The organism is Mycobacterium paraense (genome assembly GCF_002101815.1).
GTDB classification, from domain to species: domain Bacteria; phylum Actinomycetota; class Actinomycetes; order Mycobacteriales; family Mycobacteriaceae; genus Mycobacterium; species Mycobacterium paraense.
Window position 1 is genome coordinate 127348 of the sequence record NZ_LQPM01000010.1, and the last position, 17994, is coordinate 145341.

A 17994-nucleotide genomic window follows, 5' to 3' on the forward strand; every position below is an offset into this window, starting at 1 on the left:
GAGCGCCGGAAGGGGAAGGGAACTCAAGTCCCGCCCGCCATTCTTTCGGATCCGAAATGGCGGCGTCGCAGCTACCGTTAGGCCCGCCTTAACTCCCCTCGTTGTCGGGCATTTTGCGGCTTCATGAGCAATCAAGTGGCAAATTAGGTCAGCAAATAAGCCCGCCCTCGGGGCGGCTTAAGCGCAGTGGTTAGCTGGCGTGGCTACAGCCGCATGCTCCCCGGTCTATGTACGCGAAAGCGCAGCTCAAGCCACATTGAATGCATATTCAACAAATGTCTTGTGCGCGAACTTACCCTTGGGTAATGTCCGGACCGGTGATGTTGCGAAGCATCGTTTCCAACAACTAGCAAAGGAGCGGTCGTGGAACTGGGCTTCCGTACGGGTAATCCTGGGGGGTTGGTAGATTCGCGTTTGACCTCGAAATTGGGCGGTATGGACCGTCGTACGCGCCAGCTAGAACCGCGTATTACCGCTGCGCGATTGCAGGCCGGGCGGCAAGCAATTCCGCCGATCGGCGCCGCTGTCATGACGCCCGACTTGGTGGGCGGTGCGTGATGTCGTTGTTGGTCGCAGCTCCGGAAATTGTTGATGCCGCGGCGTCGGACCTGGCCGGTCTGGGCTCGACGATCAAATCTGCCGTCGCGACCGCGGCGGGTCCCACCACGGAGGTGTTGGCTCCGGCCGGTGACGAGGTATCGGCGGCGATCGCAAAGCTCTTCGGCGGGCATGGTCAGTGGTACCAGGCGCTCAGTGCGCGGGCCGCGGCGTTTCACGATCAGTTCGTACAGGCCTTGAGCGCCGGGTCGGCCTCGTATGCGGCCGCGGAAGCGGCGAATGCGGCGCCGTTGCAAAAGGTTGAACGTGAGGTGCTGGGCCTCGTCAGTGCACCCACGCAGACGCTGTTGGGGCAACCGCTGATCGGCGCCGGGGCGTCGACTGGAGCGATCGGCGCCGGGGAGGCCCGCGTGGCGGCGACCATCTCGGCGGCCGCCCGCTCGCCGCTTGTCCTGCAGCAGGGGCTGACCACCGTCGCCGGGTCCGTCCAGACCGGTGTCGCCAATCTGGCCGGAAGCGCCGGCGCCTCCGGGCTCAACCTGGGCGCGCTGCCCGGGCCGATTGGCCCGTGGGCCAATGTGATCACCGGTGCCTGGACCAACCTTCAGCAGATCGGCGCGGAAATGCAGGCCGATCCGCTGCCGATCCTGGCGCAGGTGGTCCACAACCAGATCGCGTTCGCCAGCAGGGCCGGTAGCGATCTGTCGCTGATCTGGAGTGGCGGCCTGCAACCTCTCCTGCAACAGATGCCGCAGAATCTGCAGACGCTGTTCACCAGCATCGCAGCCGGTAACATCAGCTCTTCCGTCAACACCTTCAACACCGGGATCCTGGTCTCGTTGATACCGACGGCAGGCTCGCTGGTCGACCTTCTCCAGATTCCCGGCCTGATATCGCAGAACTTCACCAACGTGCTGTCCCAACAGCTGCCGAGCATCGGGCTGGAACTTCTGCTTGCACCATTGGGTATCTCGTTCGGCACGTCCCAGGCGGTGGCCGACACCATGCAGGCCGCCGTGGATGCGTGGAACGCCGGGCAACCGCTGGTGGCGTTGTCCGATGTGCTGAATGTGCCCGCCGCCGGCACCGGCGCGTTCCTCAACGGATACGCGTCGACGTTCGACATCTCGTATGCCGGGCTCTTGACGTCCGCCGAAAGTCCTTTGGGTGCCGGTCTTGTCGACACCATGCTGGTGCAGATCCCGCAGTCCATCGCGACGACGCTCGCCAACGGCGGGACGCCGGCCACGTGGACGGACAACTTCAACGACCTGTCGGCGATAATCAACTCGGGCCTTTCGCCGTTGTTCTAGCCGGCGCGCCGGGCCGGTGGAGAGCGGCGAATCGTCACGTGACGGAATGGGGTCGCATAGACCTTCTGCGGCCGGCGGTGGGCGAGTGCGTCCGGCCGGCGGGAACCGACGCCTCGGCGGTCCCATCGCTCCGCGCGCGGGTGGCATGCGATCGGTCGGCCACGAAAATGGCCATGCGTTGGCCGGGGCTCGCAGCGGTTACGGTCGTGGGTCGCGCGGTCCGGTGCGCGGCGGCCCGGACTGAATGACCGTGCGCACCAAGCCAATTCGTCACAGTGACGTATTGGGGGTCGTGCGGTGGGCAGAAGCAGGAAGGGCTCGCCGGGTCGCGACGGGTGGCCCGGCCGGCCGTCACGGTTCCGGTTGGGTCCACATCTGTCGATGGTCGGTCGAGCGGACGGACGGTGCCGTCGGTTGAAAGCGTGCGATTGCGGGCGGAAGGCGATGTCGACGAGCCATGCTCGCGGTGGTCGATCGTCCAGTGCGGGTGCGCCACCGAGTCGCCGGGCCGCCAGCTGCGGTTGAGTTATGCCGATAAGCGACATTATGTCAAGTTAAGTCCGCCGTATTCATCAGGAATCAGGGATAGCCTCCACCCCGCTCGGCGGGCGGCTCGGAACGCCGTCGTGAAGCCGGCACCTCCAGGCCTGGGCTGGCAGCTGGCCGGGCCCTAAGGTTGTAGGTAATAACGGGCGACGAGCACTATCCTTTGCGGCTGCTTATTCCCGGCCGTTGCGATCAACGGCGTCGTCTCATGTTCGAGTCGTGTCGCATCGAAGATCACTGCATCGCCGATCCCCAATATGACTGGCGTCTTCTCGATCAAGAGGTTACCGGTAAACGACTACATATCGTATTGCTGCCCAACGCTTTTCATCGCTATTTGTCAGTTCCCTGCTGGTGATACGGGTGGGTGACCGATCGGAGCTCCAGTCGCGGGATTCCTGCGAAGTCGGCGGGATTGCACGTGTATAGCGGCACCGCATGTGCGATTGCGCTGGCTGCGATGAGTGCGTCGTATGCTCGCGCAGCCGGCTTGCGCCCCGACGCGCGCAGTGCGGCCGCTACGCTGCCAAATGCTCGGGCGCAGTCGCCATCGAACGGAAGTACGTCAAAGTCCGCCTCGGCCTGCTGGAGGTGTTGTTGGCGGGCACTGCGCTCGGCATCGTCGCGCGAGACGTGCGGACCTACGGAAAGCTCGGCCAGCGTTATCGCGCTAATCACCGATTCGTCGGGGAGCTCGGTTGGGTCGGATATCTGGCCTAGCAGGATCACTGTGGAGGTATCCAGCATCCCGCGGTCCTGGGCTTCCGTCACAGCGACGGGTCGATCAGGTTGTCGATGTCGTGCCGGAGGGCGTTCGGGTTTACCTGTGGAAGAGTCTTACGGCGACGAATCAGTTCCGCTGGGCCGGCGCTGGAACGAGGCAGAGGGCGAAGCTCTGCTACCGGCGTGCCGTCCCGGGTAATGACGATGCGCTCACCGTGCTCCACGCGCCGCAGAACTTCTCCTCCGCTGTTCCGGAGTTCGCGCACCGTCACTGTGTCCATACACGCCAGTGTATCACCGGTGAGACGGTGGCGCGGAAGGCGCGACCTGCGCCAACTGGTCCTGCCCGTCTGGGATGACACGGAGCTGGTATGACACGGAGCTGGTATGACTACGGGATGCGGCCTGCCGCGTCGGTGACAAGGGCGTTGCCGTTGCGCCCAATGCAATATCCTCGATATCGCTAGAGGTCACTAACTCCGAGTTTAGAACTGGATCAACCAGTCACAGAATGAGATTGGCCAACCGTCTGAGCCGTCATGCAAACGTCAACTGCGCGTATCCACCTTTCAAATCATGCCCAGCACAACAGTATTCATGTCAGATAGCGGGGTGGATACGTCGAACTGATGCCTAACTCGTTGTCCGGCATAACATTCCGATGAGCATCGCGACAGCAGAGTATTGATCGGCTCCGGATTGCGCCCGTTCAACTAGCGGTGTTTCCCCACGTGTCTTGAGCAACACGGAAGAACCATAGACACAAGATCAGAACGATATTTATACCGAAAATCAACCACACGCCGGGAACCACAGCTCCAAAAAGCCAGTATGTACCACCCCATACTAGCGCAAATAGAAGCAGGAAAGCGGCGGTAACGAGCGCGCCCTTCGCTGCACGCTTTCTCCAGTCGCTAGAATTAGCTATGTTCGCCTCAACGATGTCTAATAGATCCCAAATCACGTATGCACCGAATATAAGTAGTAGCATTAACGCCATCCGCTCTTCTCGGACATCAAGAGCAGGAGGGCTTGGGTTGTCTTTGCCCGGCAAGCTGAGCTGTATACCCATCGCGAAATACAAGACAACCACAACAACTGAAGCCATGAACTGGGCAAATCGTGGCGAGCAGAAATTCATCGAGCCAACAGGTTTGCGCTCCGAATACACGGCCGTCCGGTTTTTGTGGAATCCGATCCAGCTCAAAATGATCACCGATCCGACCAATGCAATTGTGGACCAATCGGCGCAGCTGAACTGACTTAGATCCGCCGCGTTAACCCGCATACCGAGATCTGTTGCAACCACGGCATAAAGAAGGTCGAGCAAAGTTATTTGATCCGGCTGGTCCTGTTGATCGACCATCTCATCGTCCCCATCAGCATCTGTAGCATCGTCCGTGGACACGCAGATAGCATACCAATATCGCGCGTCATATGTAAGAATCAAGTTGCTGTCAGATCCAGACACTAATTTGCGTCGTGAGAGGCCAGTCGCGACGTGAAATCGATCTCCGCAGGTACCCGGCTTGTCAGGTAGTGGCGCGTGATTCTCGTCCGGTGGATCCTGCCAATTTCTGCTTACAACACGAATGGGTTTGGTAGGAGTTCCCGCATGGTGAAAACACGATCGCGTTGACAAATGATGACGAGGCATTCTGGATATAATTCGGTCAGCCATTGACGGCATATTCCACACGGAACCATGGAGGTAATAGGGGCATCACTGTCAGCATCAGGAAAATGCAACGCTAGTGCGCGAACCGTGCCGACGTCGGCTATCTTTGCGTTGGCCAGGGCGATGCGTTCCGCACAAACTGTGGCACCGAAGGTTGCGTTTTCAATGTTCGCACCGACAAAAATTTTATCGTCGACCTGAACCGCGGCGCCGACTCGAAAATGTGAATACGGAGCATAGGCGCGCAGAGCCACTGCACCGGCAGCCTCGCAAAGACGATGCGCATCTATGCTGGGGTCGCGCCGCAACAGGTCCGACTCTGAGGTGTGTGTCGCAGCCAACTCATCGCTTTGACCATCTCGAGGGTCCTTATTCATCATTACTTCCGACGATCGTGGCTCGTTGGATGACGTCCAATGGGTGAACTGCCCGAGAACTAGCTGCGCCGGCCCCGCCGACAAGTGAACGCCTCATGATCATAATCTGCAAAGATACCGCCGTTCGGAGTTTTGGCGTATCGGCTTGAGATCAAGCCAACTGGGTGCCGAGGCCTTGCCCCACGAAGCTGAGCGGCGCGCCCGGAACGTAATACCCCGCGCCGCGCCGCTATATCAGGCCCAGCCAAGCCGCGGACGAGCGGAAGGTCTCGATCCCCCTTTGCGCACGCGCCACCAATCGTTGGTCCCTGACTTAAGGTGAGCGACTAGTCGCCATTACGGAAATGACAACTTAACTGAGACACATACGAGCACCGTAGTCTCAGTGAGCTTGGCATTTTCGGAGCTCGCGGATGACAACGCGACCACCCGGCATGAAATAGCTGGGTCAGGCTACAGGCCGGATGGCACGACCTTGCCGTTTACCGTTACCTCGACCTGGCCGGTTTTCTGGTTGTACTCGACCTTGCCGTGCTCGAAGGTCGTTACGAGTAGATCGCCGACGGCGTTCTGATCGCTGGTTGGGAAACCCAGCGGACCCGCCGAACCATTAGTGCCGGTGACCTCAGGTGTGCCGTCCGGACCGCGTGGGACATTCCAGGCTTCCCGGATCATGCCCAGGGTGATATATGCGGGCGTGCCGGCCGCGGCGTTCCTGGCGGTGATCACGCCGCCCTGAAACTGCTGGAATACCAGGCCACTCTCCCGTGTCCCCGCGTTGCGGTCACCCGTCAGCGGCTTGCCGAGAGCGTTCTTCTGAGCATCGGTTGCCGACAAGTACTTGGCGGCGATCGGGCCGGTCAAAGTCACTTCCACGTCACCCACCCCGGTGAGCTTCACCTCGGCGGGCTGCGCTGGTGTGCTGGACGTGGAGATGGTGTTCCCCCCGACCTGAGGTGGTGGCGACGCGTCGACGCTCTTGCCATTGCTGCAGCCGACGCTGATCAGCGCGACGGCGGCCACGCCGACGACGGCCGGGTGGCGGTATGCGATCGTTCCCATGGGTTTCCTCCTCGCGTCGTGCTGTGGTGTGGGTCGAGTTGCAGCTGACCCCCGCTTCGGCGGTGCTAGCGTGCTGTGCCCAGCGTCGACGTGTAGTAGGTGACGCCGTTCATCGTTTGTCGATCGTCGTCGGATTGCGCGATCGCCCCCAACCCGTGGCCGGCGAGCAGCTCGGCCATTGGCGTTGCGACCGATGTCCAGCCGCGCGCGTCAAGGTACGCGGAGACGTCGTGGCGCTCGCCCTCGAACGCGATCACGTCGAAGTCGAGTTCGAAGTCGTGCTCGCGCCACTTGGCCGTCGCCTCCCGCATGCGTTCGCGCGCTGCGTTGGGGTCCATGTCGGCGGTATTCGGCACGGCCTCGCTTCCGAGGCGGCTGCCTGGCGCGCTGAGTGCCGTGACGGCATCGAGCAGTCGATCCTGAGCCTCCGGTGCCAGATAGCCGAACAGACCTTCGGCGATCCACGCCGTGGCCTTGCTGGTGTCGAAGTCCGTCGTCTTCAGCGCTATCGACCAGTCCTCGCGCAGGTCGGCTGCGACCGGGCGGACATCGACTTTCGGTTCGACACCGAGTTGGGCCAGCGTCGTGGCTTTGAACTTAATGACGGCCGGCTGATCGATTTCGAATACCGTCATCCCTGTCGGCCAGTCCAGTCGATAAGTACGAGCATCCAGGCCCGAGGCGAGAATGACGACTTGGCGGATGCCCGCCGCCGCAGCGTCGGCACAGAATTCATCGAAGTACGCCGTTCGGGCCGCAATCGATGCAGGCATCTGTGCCAGACCCCATGGGCTGCCCTCGACGTCGAGATCCGAGGCGACCAGCTCACCGGTGGCCCAGCGGGTCAGAAAGTTCACCCCGACCGCGCGCACCAATGGCTCGGCGAATACGTCGTTGATGGTCCCGTCCCTGGTGGCGACGGCTCTTGCCGCGGCCGCCATCGTGGCCGTGGCTCCCACGCCGGTGGCCGGATCCCAGGCGCCATCGTTGGGCGGTGTCATCGTCGGTCTCCGAAAGTCGTCTGGAGACGGTACGACCAGCTGTCCTGGCGCTCCCCCTTCAGCACGGCGTACCTTCCCGGACCGGCGCACCAATGCCGATGCCTCATCGGAACTACTCCGACCAATGATGCCAGCAGACAACTGGATTCTGGCAGCGAGCAGTTCCAGCACCGTGGTAGTGCCTGGGCCTCGTCCACCCGCCTCGCGCACGGCGGCGCACGGCGTGTCGGCCGGCGGAGCCCAGATCGCCGGTGGCGCAACGCTAGAGCCAAGACCCATGACAGCTCCTTCCATCAACGAGCTGGAGAGGCCAGCAGGAAAAAGTTTCTGGCTTGCGGTTGACTGTCACTCGACCGCGGGAGGCGCCCGCGAGAGGCGACCGCGGGAGGAAAGGCCATGCCCACCATCACCACCTCGGACGGTGTCGAGATCTTCTACAAGGACTGGGGCTCGGGCCAGCCGATCGTCTTCAGTCATGGCTGGCCGCTGACGGCCGACGACTGGGACGCGCAGATGATGTTCTTCCTGCACCACGGCTATCGGGTGATCGCGCACGACCGGCGCGGACACGGCCGATCGGAGCAGACCGGGGACGGCAATGACATCGAGCACTGGGTGGCCGACCTGGCCGCGTTGACCGAGCAACTCGACCTGCGCGAGGCCGTCCATATCGGGCACTCCACCGGCGGTCCTGAGGTGGCCCGCTATGTGGCCCGTCACCAAGAGCGAGTCGCCAAGGCGGTACTGGTGTCCTCCCCGACGCCGACCATGCTGCAGACCGAGAGCAATCCCGGCGGGCAACCCCAAGAGTGGTTCGACGCGGTGCGGGCGGGCATCCTGGGAAATCGATCGGAATTCTTCCGCGCGGTGCCCGAGGGTCCGTTCTACGGATTCAACCGACCCGGGGTGGAGCCGTCCGAGGCGGTCATTGCGAACTGGTGGCGACAGGGCATGTCCGGCAGCGCCCACGCTCACTATGAGACCGTGTCTGCCTGGCTGCTGGACTACACCGAGGATCTGCGCGCGATCACCGTCCCCGTCCTGGTGATGCACGGCGATGACGATCAGATCGTTCCCTTCACCAGCTCGGTACCCCGAGTGCTCGACCTACTTCAGAACGGCGTGTTGAAGAGCTATGCCGGCTACCCCCACGGCATGTTGACCACGCACGCAGATGTCCTCAATCCGGATCTGCTCGCGTTCATCGCGTCCTGATCGCAATCAACGATGCGGTGTGGGTGCCGGATCTAGCCGCGGAGTAGCGTCCTGCGATTGTGCAGCTTGCTCTGACACCCGACGGCAAGTGGGATATCGCGACGTCCGACCTGGTGTCGGCGGCGAGCGCGGCCGGGTTCGACTCAGTCGGCATCAACGCTGAGCGGGTCGACGCGGCCGCCATCGAGGCATATGCCGCAACTGGAGTGCGCTGCCACGAACTGCTCGCCTTCATAGTCGGCGACGACGAATCCGCCACCATGGCAAACGCCGAGCAGTTGGCTGACCGCGCGAAGACCATCGGCGCGGACTGGGTGCTGACGGTGTTCACTGACAAGGCGCCAGCGGAGCGAATTCGACGCTGCGCCAGGATCTTCGACGATGCCGGTGCTGGTATTGCGGTGGAATACACACCGCTGGGCGCAATTCCGACGATCAGCGACGGCATGGAGTATGTGCTGGCCGCGGGCAAGACGGCGCGGGCCGGGCTGATGATTGACTCGTGGCACTTCTGCTTCAGCTCCAACACGTGGGAGGACCTGTCGGCGGTGCCGCTGGACGACATCGCCTACGTTCAGTTCGCCGATGCACTGGAACCTGAGTATCCAGACCGGATGATCCGCGAAAGCCTGCACCGCCGCGCCTTGCCCGGCGAAGGTGTTCTCGAGTTAAACCGTTTCGCCACAACGCTGCTGGACCGCGGCTGGGACGGTACGGTCAGCGTCGAGGTGCTCAGCGCGCAACTGCGCGACCTACCCGTCGACGAGCTAACCGGACGCATGTACACCACGACTGCCACGTACTGGAGCTGAGACATCAGCGCGTCGCATGTGACCGCACCCCGTTGCGCACGACTTTGACCGGGCGGTGGAGTGGTTCACTGAATACTGAGTTCGCCAACGACACCCGCTTAAAGGAGACATCGTGCGCCTATTTAAAAGAAAGAAGCGCGCCGCACGAACGGACACCGATGACGAGAGGGTCTTCTACTCCACCCCTTTTGGTGACACGAAAGACGGCAATCAGAGGTTGTTTTTGCTTGAACGTGAAGGCGTGCAGTACTTTCCGGTCTTTCGCACCATGGAATCGATGCGAGAGTTCTATGACAGATCGAACCGGGCGGCGTACATGATAATTGAGGGTGACATCAAGAGCGTGATAGATACGACCCGGTCCATTGACCTGATGAAGAACTTCGGAATCGTCATTGAGCCGTTGAGCGAACATCCGGTTGAGATCATGCCCAACTCTTGACAGCCGACCGCCCAAGTCGACCAGCTGCTGGGTGCTGCTACGCCGCTTCGGCTCGCCGTCCCCGGAGTTCCCCAGACATCGACCGGCGGCAGGGCGCACAATTGTGCAATGCAGCTACGTGATGTCATCACCGTCGCACAAACCCCAGCGCTCCCGTCCCGGGCGTCGACGTCAACGCGGGAGGCCTGAACATGAGTGAGCCCGCGCCGCGCGTCCTGAACGGTCTGTCGGACATCCGCGCGTTCTTCCACACCAACAAGGTGCCCCTGTACTTCATCTCTCCCACACCGTTCAACCTGCTGGGCGTCGACCGCTGGATACGAAACTTCTTCTACCTCACCTACTTTGACTCTTTCGAGGGCACGCACTCGCGCGTGTTCGTGCCCCGGCGGCGGGACCGCCGCGATTTCGACTCCATGGACGAGGTGTGCAGCCACCTGCTGTCCGATTCCGAGACGCTCGAGTTCATCGCGGGCAAAGGCCCCGGCGGCAAGTGCTGCTTTGTGATGATGAACGAGGAAATCCAGGCCCTCGCGCGGTCGGCGGGCCTCGAGGTCATGCACCCGCCGATCGAGCTGCGCAATCGGCTGGGCTCCAAGATTGTCATGACGCGCCTGGCCGACGAGGCGGGGGTGCCCAGCGTGCCCAACACGATCGGGCGGGCCGGCTCGTACGACGAGCTGCTGGAGCTCGCACAAAACGCCGGGTTGGGCGATGACCTCGTCATATCGATCGCCTATGGCAATGCCGGCAGCGGGACGTTCTTCGTCCACGGGCAGCAGGACTGGGACAAGAACGCCGGCGACCTGGTCGGGCAGGACCTCAAGGTGATGAAGCGGATCCGCAATGTGGAGGTGTGCCTCGAGGGCGCCGTGACCCGCCACGGCACCGTGGTTGGGCCCGCGATGACCAGTCTCGTCGGTTACTCGGAGCTGACGCCGAGCCGGGGCAGCTGGTGCGGCAACGACATCTGGCACGAGGTGCTGCCGCCCGCACAGACACATGCCGCGCGGGAAATGGTGACGAAGCTGGGCGACGTCATGCGCCGCGAGGGTTACCTCGGCTACTTCGAGGTGGACCTGCTGCACGACCTCGACTCCGACGAGCTCTACCTCGGCGAGGTGAATCCGCGCCTCAGCGGCGCCAGCCCGATGACGAACCTGACCGCCGAGGCCTACGCCGACATGCCGCTGTTCCTTTTCCACCTGCTCGAGTACATGGACGTGGACTACGAGCTCGACATCGACGAGATCAACACGCGCTGGGAGCGCGGCTATGGCGAGGATGAGGTCTGGGGCCAGGTGATACTCACCGAGACCTCGCCCGATATCGAGATCTTCACCGCGACGCCACGCACCGGGGTCTGGCGCATCGACGACGACGGTCGGGTCTCCTTCTCGCGGACCGCCAACGATTGGGCCACGCTGCTCGACGGGTCCGAGGCCTTTTACATGCGGGTCGCGGCTCCCGGCGACTTGCGTTCCGAGGGCGCCCAACTCGGCGTGCTTGTCACCCGCTCACATCTGCAGACGGACGACTACCAGCTCAGCGAGCGCTGCCAGCGCTGGGTCAAGGGCATGAAGGCGAAGTTCGTCTCGACGCCCCTGACGCCCGCCGCGCCGATCGTTTCTCGGCTCGTCGCGCGCGCGTGAGCGCCCCGGCCGGCATCTCACTGGACAACTGGCTGTCGCCGCCCTACCTGCAGTGGTCGTTCCAGCATGTCGAGGACATGGTGCCGACCGCGCTGATCTCGCGCGGGACCGGCCCGGTCGCTGCCATCCCGCCGGCCACCGCTCCCCTCGCGGAGATCCCGGTGACCAACACCGACGGGGCGGCCACGAGCGTCGGCGCGGTGATGGCGGCCACCGCGACCGACGGGTGGGCCGTCGCCCATCGCGGGTCGATGGTGGCCGAGGAGTACCTCAACGATCTCAAAGCCGACACCCGGCACCTGCTCTTCTCGGTGAGCAAATCGCTGGTGGGGGCCGTCGTCGGCGTGCTGCACGGGGCCGGTGCGATCGAGCTTGAAGCGCCGGTCACGAACTACGTTCCGGCCCTTGCGGATTGCGGCTACGCGGGTGCGACGGTGCGCCACCTGCTGGACATGAGGTCCGGCATCGCCTTTTCGGAAAACTACGGCGACCCGTCCGCGGAAATTCATCTGCTCGACCAGGCGATGGGCTGGGCGCCCAGGCGCAGTCCGGACGCCCCCGCCGGCCTGCGCGAGTTCCTGCTCACCTTGCGGCAGAAGTCGGCTCACGGCGGCCCGTTCGAATATCGTTCGTGCGAAACCGATGTGCTCGGCTGGATCTGCGAGGTCGCCGGCGGCCGGCGGATGCCGGGACTGATGTCGGAGCTGCTGTGGAGCCGCATCGGCGCCCAATGCGACGCCACCATCGGTGTAGACCCCGCCGGCACCGGATTTTTCGACGGCGGCATCAACGCCTGCCTCACCGACATGATCCGATTCGGCGAGCTGGTATTGCGCGACGGCGTCTCGCTCACCGGCGAACAAGTGGTGCCGGCGGCGTGGATCGCCGACACGCTCCACGGCGGCCCCGACTCGCGCCAGGCGTTCGCCGCGTGCCCCGAGGACACCGAACTACCCGGCGGGATGTACCGCAACCAGGTGTGGCTCCCCTACCCCGGCAACAACGTGGCCTTGTGCCTGGGCATGTGCGGCCAGATGATCTACATCAACCGCGAGACCGAGATGGTCGCCGCCAAATTGTCCAGCCAGCCGCATTCCCACGAGCCGCACATGCTGGACACGCTGCGCGCCTTCGATGCGGTGGCACACGAACTGGCTGGGATCGCAAGCTAGTCCGAAGGCCCTGTAGCGTGACGGCCGTGAAATCTTCCCGGGTGTCCCACTCCGTCGCGCTCGCGGCCTGTGTTGCGGCCAGCGTCATGCTCGTCACGCCGGGCACGGCCACCGCCGCCGGCTCCTGCCCCACCGCGGCACCGCCGAACGGCGGGGCGCCGGACTGGACGCTGGCCGGAACCACGGGCAGCGTCGCGGTCACCGGGTCCACGGATACGGCGGCTCCGCGCGTGAGCGTGACGGCACCCTTCAGCGTGGCCCAGACGCAGGTGCACACGCTGCACGCCGGAGACGGCGCAACGGTCCCGAGCACGGCGAAGGTTTCCGTCTGCTACATGGGCGTCAACGGACGCGACGGGTCCGTGTTCGACAGCAGCTATGACCGCGGCGCCGCGGTCGACTTCCCCCTCGGCGGGGTCGTGCCCGGGTTCCAGAAGGCCATTGCGGGACAAAAGGTCGGGTCCACGGTCGCCGTCGCCATGACGTCGGCGGACGGCTATCCCGACGGTCAGCCCAGCGCCGGCATCCGGCCGGGCGACACGCTCGTCTTCGCGATCAAGATCCTGAACGCCGCCGGCTGAGCCGCTACCTCTGCCGCGTGAACACGACCCGCTCTGCTCTGCGCCGGTCGACTGGCTGCGGCTGGCGTCGCTGGCGCGCCCACCATGCTCGCAACGCCTGAGCGTCAATCGGGGTCGTCGGGTCGTCAAAAGGCGATGGGGCGGTGTACATGGCGCCTTCGTTCTGCGGATTATAGACGAGCACGTTCACTATTAGCTATGAGCTTACTATGCGTGGCGAAGGAACGCCAGCGTCTACTAAGCGATCTGTTGAGGCCACGTCGGGATCAGCTCGCCGGCGGTACCAGCGGCGGACGGCAAACGTTGGCGCCCGGATCCCACCACCAGCCGTTGTCGCATGCCAGCGGCTGCGGCCCGACACCCAGCGGCCGGCACACATTGGCCGTCGGGTCCCACCACTGCCCCGGGTCGCATGCCAGCGGCTGCGGCCCGACACCGAGCGGCCGGCAGACCTTGCCGGTCGGGTCCCACCACTCGCCGTCCGCGCAGTCGGCCCTGCTCACCGCCGGCGTCGCGATCGTCACGGCGGCCATCGATGCCAACGCCGCCAAGGCGGCGGGAACGAGACGGCGAACGAACGTTCTCATGGCAAGCCTCCCCCGTGTGGCATATGGATCATCGAACCGAGCCCGGCCGTGCAGGTCAATAGGTCCGGGGCGGCTACCGTCGAGTTCGTGACGACCGAAACCGACCCCGCGGCCGACGAAGCCGAGATTCGACGGCTCATCGACGAGCTGGCCGGCGCCCTTCGGGCCCACGATCTCGATGCGGTCATGTCGATCTACGCGTCCGACGTGGTGTCCTTCGACATCGAACCACCGCTCCGGCATGTTGGTGGGCAGGCAAAACGGAAGAACTGGGAACGCGTGTTCGCGGCATACGAGTGCCCCCTTGAGTACGAGGTTCGCGAGCTGGCCGTCACCGTGGGCGAGGGCGTGGCGTTCGCCCACAGCCTCAATCGGCTCAGCGGCACGCTGCGCACCGGTGTGGCCACCAACGGTTTCTGGGTGCGGGCGACGATGTGCCTTCGCAAGCTCGGCGGCCGCTGGGTCATTACGCACGACCAGGTGTCGGTTCCCCTGGATTTGGCGACCGGCGCAGCGCTGGTGAATCTGGAGCCCTGACCAGGCATTGGCAGTCCATGGCAGTGTCCGGGGTGGCCCTGGCAGCGGCCGCTGAGCTTCGATTCGGGTGGGGTCGGCACCAAACGCTGTAGGGAGGAATGACCGTCATGGCACAGCTCGCGCTCCGGCAGGCCACGATCGAATACCAGGAATTCGGACCGAAGGATTCACCGCACGCGCCGGTGCTGTTCGTCCACGGGATCCTGGTGGACGGTCGACTGTGGCGCGAGGTCGCCGAAGGCCTGGCGCGGCGCGGTTTCCGCTGCATCGTGCCGACCCTGCCGTTGGGCTCGCACACCATCCCCGTCCGCGACGCCGGCGTGCTGTCCCTGCCCGGGGTCGCCGAGCTGGTCAACGACGTGATCGTCGCCCTCGGCCTTTCCGGCGTGACGCTGGTCGGTAGCGACACGGGCGGTGGGCTGTGCCAACTGGTCGTCGACGCCCACCCGGACCGGATCGGCCGGCTGCTCCTCACCAACTGCGACGCCTTCGACAAGTGCCCGCCCTTCCCGTTCGACGTCGCATTCGGCCTGCTTCGGGGCCCCACCTCGATCAAGGCGCTGATTCGACTCCTGCGGTCGCGCACGCTGCGCCACTCGCCGCTGGGCTTCGGCCTGCTCATCAAGCGGCCCGACCCGGACCTCACCTCCGCCTGGCTGCAGCCCTGCCTCACCGACTCACGCATCTGCCGCGACCTGGCGGCACTGCTGCGTCAGGTGGCTACCTTCGATCTCACCGATGTCGCCACCCGGCTGCCCCGTTTCACCAAGCCGGTCACGCTGGTGTGGGGCCAAGAAGACCGCTGCTTCACCCCGGGCCTGGGCCGGCGACTGGCCGCGTTGTTCAGCAACGCGCAGCTGATCGAAGTGCCCGACGCGAGAACCTTTGTCTCCCTGGATCGGCCGCACGCGGTGGTCGACGCGATCGCCGCGTTGAACGCGGTGACGGCGTAGTCGGAGGAATGCTCAACGGCTGACCCGGAAACGTTTGAGCCGCGCCGTCGTTCCGGAGACCAATTCGATTCGGCTCCTGGGCAATTGCAGGTGCGCCGCAAGCAACCGGGTGACGGCCTCGTTGGCCTTGCCGTCGACCGCGCGCTCCCGGACGTAGATCGTCAGCTCGCCGTCGGGACCGACCTCGACAAGGGGCCCCTTGCGGCTGCCGGGCTTGACCTTGACGACGACGGAGTCGGTCATGCCGCGTAAGGCTACCGATGACTTTCGGGCGCGCCACGAGTCAGACCTTTCGGAGCAAGACATTGACCGCAAAGGTGGATCCCATGCCCTCGGATAAAACTGCCCTACCCCCCATCGTCGACCACTCGACGTGGCGCGCGGCGCTCGACGAACTGCGCAAGCGCGAGAAGGCCGTGACCCGCGAACTTGACGCGGTCGCGGCCCAGCGCCGGCGCCTGCCGATGGTCGAGTTGCCCGACTACACTCTGATCGGCCCCGACGGCCCCATCCGTCTGGTGGATGTGTTCGCCGGCCGTGCGCAGCTCATCGTCTACCACCACATGTGGTCGGACGGCGCCGAATGGCAGTGCGGCGGGTGCACCGGCTTCACGTCGCAATTCACCCGACTGGAGTTCCTCGACAACTACGACGCCCGGTTCGTCATCGTCACCAACGGACCGATCGAGGAGGCACTCGCCTACAAGCGCAAGGTCGGCAACCGCATGGAGTGGTACTCCGCGTCGGAGAGCACGTTCGGCGCCGACATGGACGCGCCTCCCGGCGGGGGCTTCGGGGTCAATGTGTTCCTGCGTGACGGCGACACCGTGTATCGCACGTGGCACACGAACGGGCGGGGCACCGAGCAACTCAGCCATTCGTTCGGGCTGATCGACATCCTGCCGTGGGGCCGGCAGGAGGAATGGCTCGATTCCCCCGAAGGCTGGCCCTCCCGCCCGACATACTCGGGCTGGCTCGACTCCCCCGACATCGCCCGAGCCTACGGACCCAGGGACAACTCATGACCGCCACCGCCGAACGCTACGTCGCCACCCGCACGATGGCCGCGACGCCGACGCAGATCTTCGCCGTCCTCGCGGACCCGTCTCACCACTGCAACACCGAACCCACCGACTGGGTCCGCGACGCGGTGGACGTCGCACCGATCACCGGCGCCGGACAGATGTTCGCGATGAACATGTTTCTGGACCGGGCCGGCGGTGACTACGTCGTCCACAACCTGGTGAACGTGTTCGAGAAGGACCGCGTGATCGGCTGGATGCCCGGCCAGCTCGACGAGGCGGGCAAGCACCGCCCCGGCGGGTGGTTCTGGCGCTACGACCTCGCCCCGAACGGGGACCGCACCGACGTCACCCTCACCTATGACTGGAGCGGCACGCCGCAGGATTTCCGCGACCAGGTGGGCACGATGCCCATCTTCGGTCCGGACTACCTGGAGCAATCGCTGGCGGCCCTCGAGCGGTCGATTGTGCACTGATCCTCCGCTTTCACGGCGCGAATGATTCTGGCGCGTCACATATTCGGTCGTCGAAAAACACGAGCGTACATCAGACTTGCATTCCAAATTATTCGCCCGAAGCATTCCTCCGGTCGAATAGCAGCATTCGTCGTAATCAGCGTGCGATCCGGGTTTAGTTTGGTAAATCTCGATGACCAACCCGGAAGGCAATCAATGAATTGGTTGGCGGCGTGGTGGCGACAGCCCGACCACTTCGACTGGCTGACCGGCTACCTGCAAGCCCACGGTCTGAGCGCCAACACCCGCCGGGTCCTGGCGGGGGTTTCTGCGTCGCTGGCGCTGTGGCCGGTCAACGTGCTGTGGGGTCAGACCCCGTTTTATCCGCGTGTGGCGCTGACCGTCTCCACGCTCGCCGGCCTGGTCGGGCTGGGCATGGCGTTGGTGTGGTTGTCCCGGTGGCCCACGCGGCGCCAATCGATCGTGTTCGCGATGACCGGCAGCGCGAGCGTGGCCGCCGGCTGCCTCTGGCAGACCGAGCCGATCGTCGCGCTGATGGCGTGCTCGGCTTTAGCCGTTCCGGGTGGCTACGTCGCGTTTTTTCACACCGGCCGGTATATGGCTTTGAACTTTTGCCTGGCCGGTGCGGTGGGCGCCTTCGAAGTGGTGCGCCTCGTCTTCGCCGGCGATGCGACACTGGCCTTCACCGGTTACTTTCTCGTGCTCGAACTCAACGTGATCGTGCCATTCGCCATCCAAATCGTCGTGCGGGCGCTGGGCGTCGATTTATTGCGCGCCGATCGCGACCCGCTGACCGGCCTGTTGAATCGGCGGGCCTGCGACCGCGCCGTCATCGGGCGGATTCTCGCCGGCAGCGACCACATGTATCTGGCCGTGGCCATGGTCGACCTTGACCGCTTCAAGGCGGTCAACGACAGCCAAGGGCACGCCGCCGGCGACAAGGCGCTTGTCGCGGCGGCCCGGGCGCTCACGGCCGCCTGCCTGGACACCTCGGTCATCGGTCGCGTCGGCGGGGAGGAATTTCTGATCGCCGACGTCGTCGCGGCAGAACCGCCGCACGGGTGGGGTCATCGGCTCTGTCGCGCCGTGGCGGCGATCCCCGCCCCGGTGACGGCCAGCGTGGGAACCGCGACCCTGCCGTTGCGCAGCGTGGGCTGCGACGACGCCGAGCGTGCGTTCCGTCAGCTGGTCGCCGAGGCCGACACCGCCATGTACGAAGCCAAGCGATGCGGCGGAAACCGGGCGCGGCACCACTGCGCCGCGGTGGCCCCGACGTCCTGACGGGTA

At 64.4% G+C, this 17994-nt stretch carries 20 protein-coding genes; 12 read left to right on the forward strand and 8 right to left on the reverse strand.

Annotation, left to right across the window (positions count from 1 at the left end):
• Positions 1–557: 557 nt before the first annotated feature.
• On the forward strand, positions 558–1871 hold the full coding sequence (locus AWB89_RS28270; RefSeq protein WP_142282492.1) for a PE family protein: 1314 nt from the start codon (positions 558–560) through the stop codon (positions 1869–1871).
• Positions 1872–2750: 879 nt separating this feature from the next.
• Here the strand turns inward: AWB89_RS28270 and AWB89_RS09485 are convergent.
• The 6 genes from AWB89_RS09485 to AWB89_RS09505 form a co-directional block, all read right to left on the reverse strand.
• Positions 2751–3164, reverse strand: coding sequence for a type II toxin-antitoxin system VapC family toxin (locus tag AWB89_RS09485; RefSeq protein WP_085101406.1), 414 nt, complete (start codon positions 3162–3164; stop codon positions 2751–2753).
• Between the two features lie 20 nt (positions 3165–3184).
• Positions 3185–3421, reverse strand: coding sequence for a type II toxin-antitoxin system Phd/YefM family antitoxin (locus tag AWB89_RS09490; RefSeq protein ID WP_085100071.1), 237 nt, complete (start codon positions 3419–3421; stop codon positions 3185–3187).
• A gap of 428 nt (positions 3422–3849) precedes the next feature.
• Positions 3850–4548: a hypothetical protein gene (locus AWB89_RS26965; protein ID WP_142282493.1), complete on the reverse strand. Its 699-nt coding sequence runs from the start codon at positions 4546–4548 to the stop codon at positions 3850–3852.
• A 173-nt stretch (positions 4549–4721) separates the two neighbouring features.
• Entirely contained in the window at positions 4722–5198 is a 477-nt protein-coding gene (locus AWB89_RS09495) for a cytidine deaminase (protein WP_169716586.1), read from the reverse strand.
• 450 nt (positions 5199–5648) lie between these two features.
• The gene (locus AWB89_RS09500) at positions 5649–6257 is read right to left on the reverse strand and encodes an LGFP repeat-containing protein (RefSeq protein ID WP_085173127.1); all 609 of its coding nucleotides are present in this window, start codon (positions 6255–6257) and stop codon (positions 5649–5651) included.
• Positions 6258–6322: 65 nt separating this feature from the next.
• Positions 6323–7258, reverse strand: coding sequence for an SAM-dependent methyltransferase (locus tag AWB89_RS09505; RefSeq protein WP_085173130.1), 936 nt, complete (start codon positions 7256–7258; stop codon positions 6323–6325).
• Positions 7259–7654: 396 nt separating this feature from the next.
• Between AWB89_RS09505 and AWB89_RS09510 the strand changes: the two genes are divergently transcribed.
• From AWB89_RS09510 to AWB89_RS09535, 6 genes are all read left to right on the forward strand, one after another.
• A complete protein-coding gene (locus AWB89_RS09510; RefSeq protein WP_085173133.1) occupies positions 7655–8473 on the forward strand; it encodes an alpha/beta fold hydrolase in 819 nt (272 codons plus the stop codon).
• Between the two features lie 59 nt (positions 8474–8532).
• Positions 8533–9285, forward strand: coding sequence for a sugar phosphate isomerase/epimerase family protein (locus AWB89_RS09515; RefSeq protein WP_085173135.1), 753 nt, complete (start codon positions 8533–8535; stop codon positions 9283–9285).
• A 112-nt stretch (positions 9286–9397) separates the two neighbouring features.
• On the forward strand, positions 9398–9727 hold the full coding sequence (locus AWB89_RS09520) for a hypothetical protein (RefSeq protein ID WP_085173138.1): 330 nt from the start codon (positions 9398–9400) through the stop codon (positions 9725–9727).
• A gap of 191 nt (positions 9728–9918) precedes the next feature.
• On the forward strand, positions 9919–11379 hold the full coding sequence (locus tag AWB89_RS09525) for a biotin carboxylase (RefSeq protein WP_085173140.1): 1461 nt from the start codon (positions 9919–9921) through the stop codon (positions 11377–11379).
• Positions 11376–12551, forward strand: coding sequence for a serine hydrolase domain-containing protein (locus AWB89_RS09530; protein ID WP_085173144.1), 1176 nt, complete (start codon positions 11376–11378; stop codon positions 12549–12551). The genes AWB89_RS09525 and AWB89_RS09530 overlap by 4 nt, the downstream gene beginning before the upstream one ends.
• A gap of 17 nt (positions 12552–12568) precedes the next feature.
• Positions 12569–13132, forward strand: coding sequence for an FKBP-type peptidyl-prolyl cis-trans isomerase (locus tag AWB89_RS09535; RefSeq protein WP_085173146.1), 564 nt, complete (start codon positions 12569–12571; stop codon positions 13130–13132).
• 266 nt (positions 13133–13398) lie between these two features.
• Here the strand turns inward: AWB89_RS09535 and AWB89_RS09540 are convergent, their stop codons facing one another.
• Complete coding sequence (locus tag AWB89_RS09540; protein WP_085173149.1) at positions 13399–13719, reverse strand: hypothetical protein; 321 nt, start codon at positions 13717–13719, stop codon at positions 13399–13401.
• Positions 13720–13806: 87 nt separating this feature from the next.
• Here AWB89_RS09540 and AWB89_RS09545 point away from each other — a divergent pair, with 87 nt between their 5' ends.
• Complete coding sequence (locus AWB89_RS09545) at positions 13807–14256, forward strand: YybH family protein (RefSeq protein WP_085173544.1); 450 nt, start codon at positions 13807–13809, stop codon at positions 14254–14256.
• A gap of 107 nt (positions 14257–14363) precedes the next feature.
• Complete coding sequence (locus AWB89_RS09550) at positions 14364–15209, forward strand: alpha/beta fold hydrolase (protein WP_085173546.1); 846 nt, start codon at positions 14364–14366, stop codon at positions 15207–15209.
• A gap of 12 nt (positions 15210–15221) precedes the next feature.
• On the opposite strand, the gene AWB89_RS09555 is transcribed toward AWB89_RS09550, so the two are convergent.
• Complete coding sequence (locus AWB89_RS09555) at positions 15222–15452, reverse strand: DUF167 domain-containing protein (protein WP_085100103.1); 231 nt, start codon at positions 15450–15452, stop codon at positions 15222–15224.
• 83 nt (positions 15453–15535) lie between these two features.
• Here AWB89_RS09555 and AWB89_RS09560 point away from each other — a divergent pair, with 83 nt between their 5' ends.
• The 3 genes from AWB89_RS09560 to AWB89_RS09570 all read left to right on the forward strand — a co-directional run bounded on the left by AWB89_RS09560 (position 15536) and on the right by AWB89_RS09570 (position 17988).
• Positions 15536–16234 (forward strand): DUF899 domain-containing protein, encoded by a 699-nt coding sequence (locus AWB89_RS09560; protein ID WP_085173151.1) that lies wholly within the window; start codon positions 15536–15538, stop codon positions 16232–16234.
• Complete coding sequence (locus tag AWB89_RS09565; RefSeq protein WP_085173153.1) at positions 16231–16707, forward strand: SRPBCC family protein; 477 nt, start codon at positions 16231–16233, stop codon at positions 16705–16707. Before AWB89_RS09560 ends, AWB89_RS09565 begins: the two co-directional genes overlap by 4 nt.
• A gap of 195 nt (positions 16708–16902) precedes the next feature.
• Positions 16903–17988, forward strand: coding sequence for a GGDEF domain-containing protein (locus tag AWB89_RS09570; RefSeq protein ID WP_085173155.1), 1086 nt, complete (start codon positions 16903–16905; stop codon positions 17986–17988).
• The last annotated feature ends 6 nt before the right edge of the window (positions 17989–17994 follow it).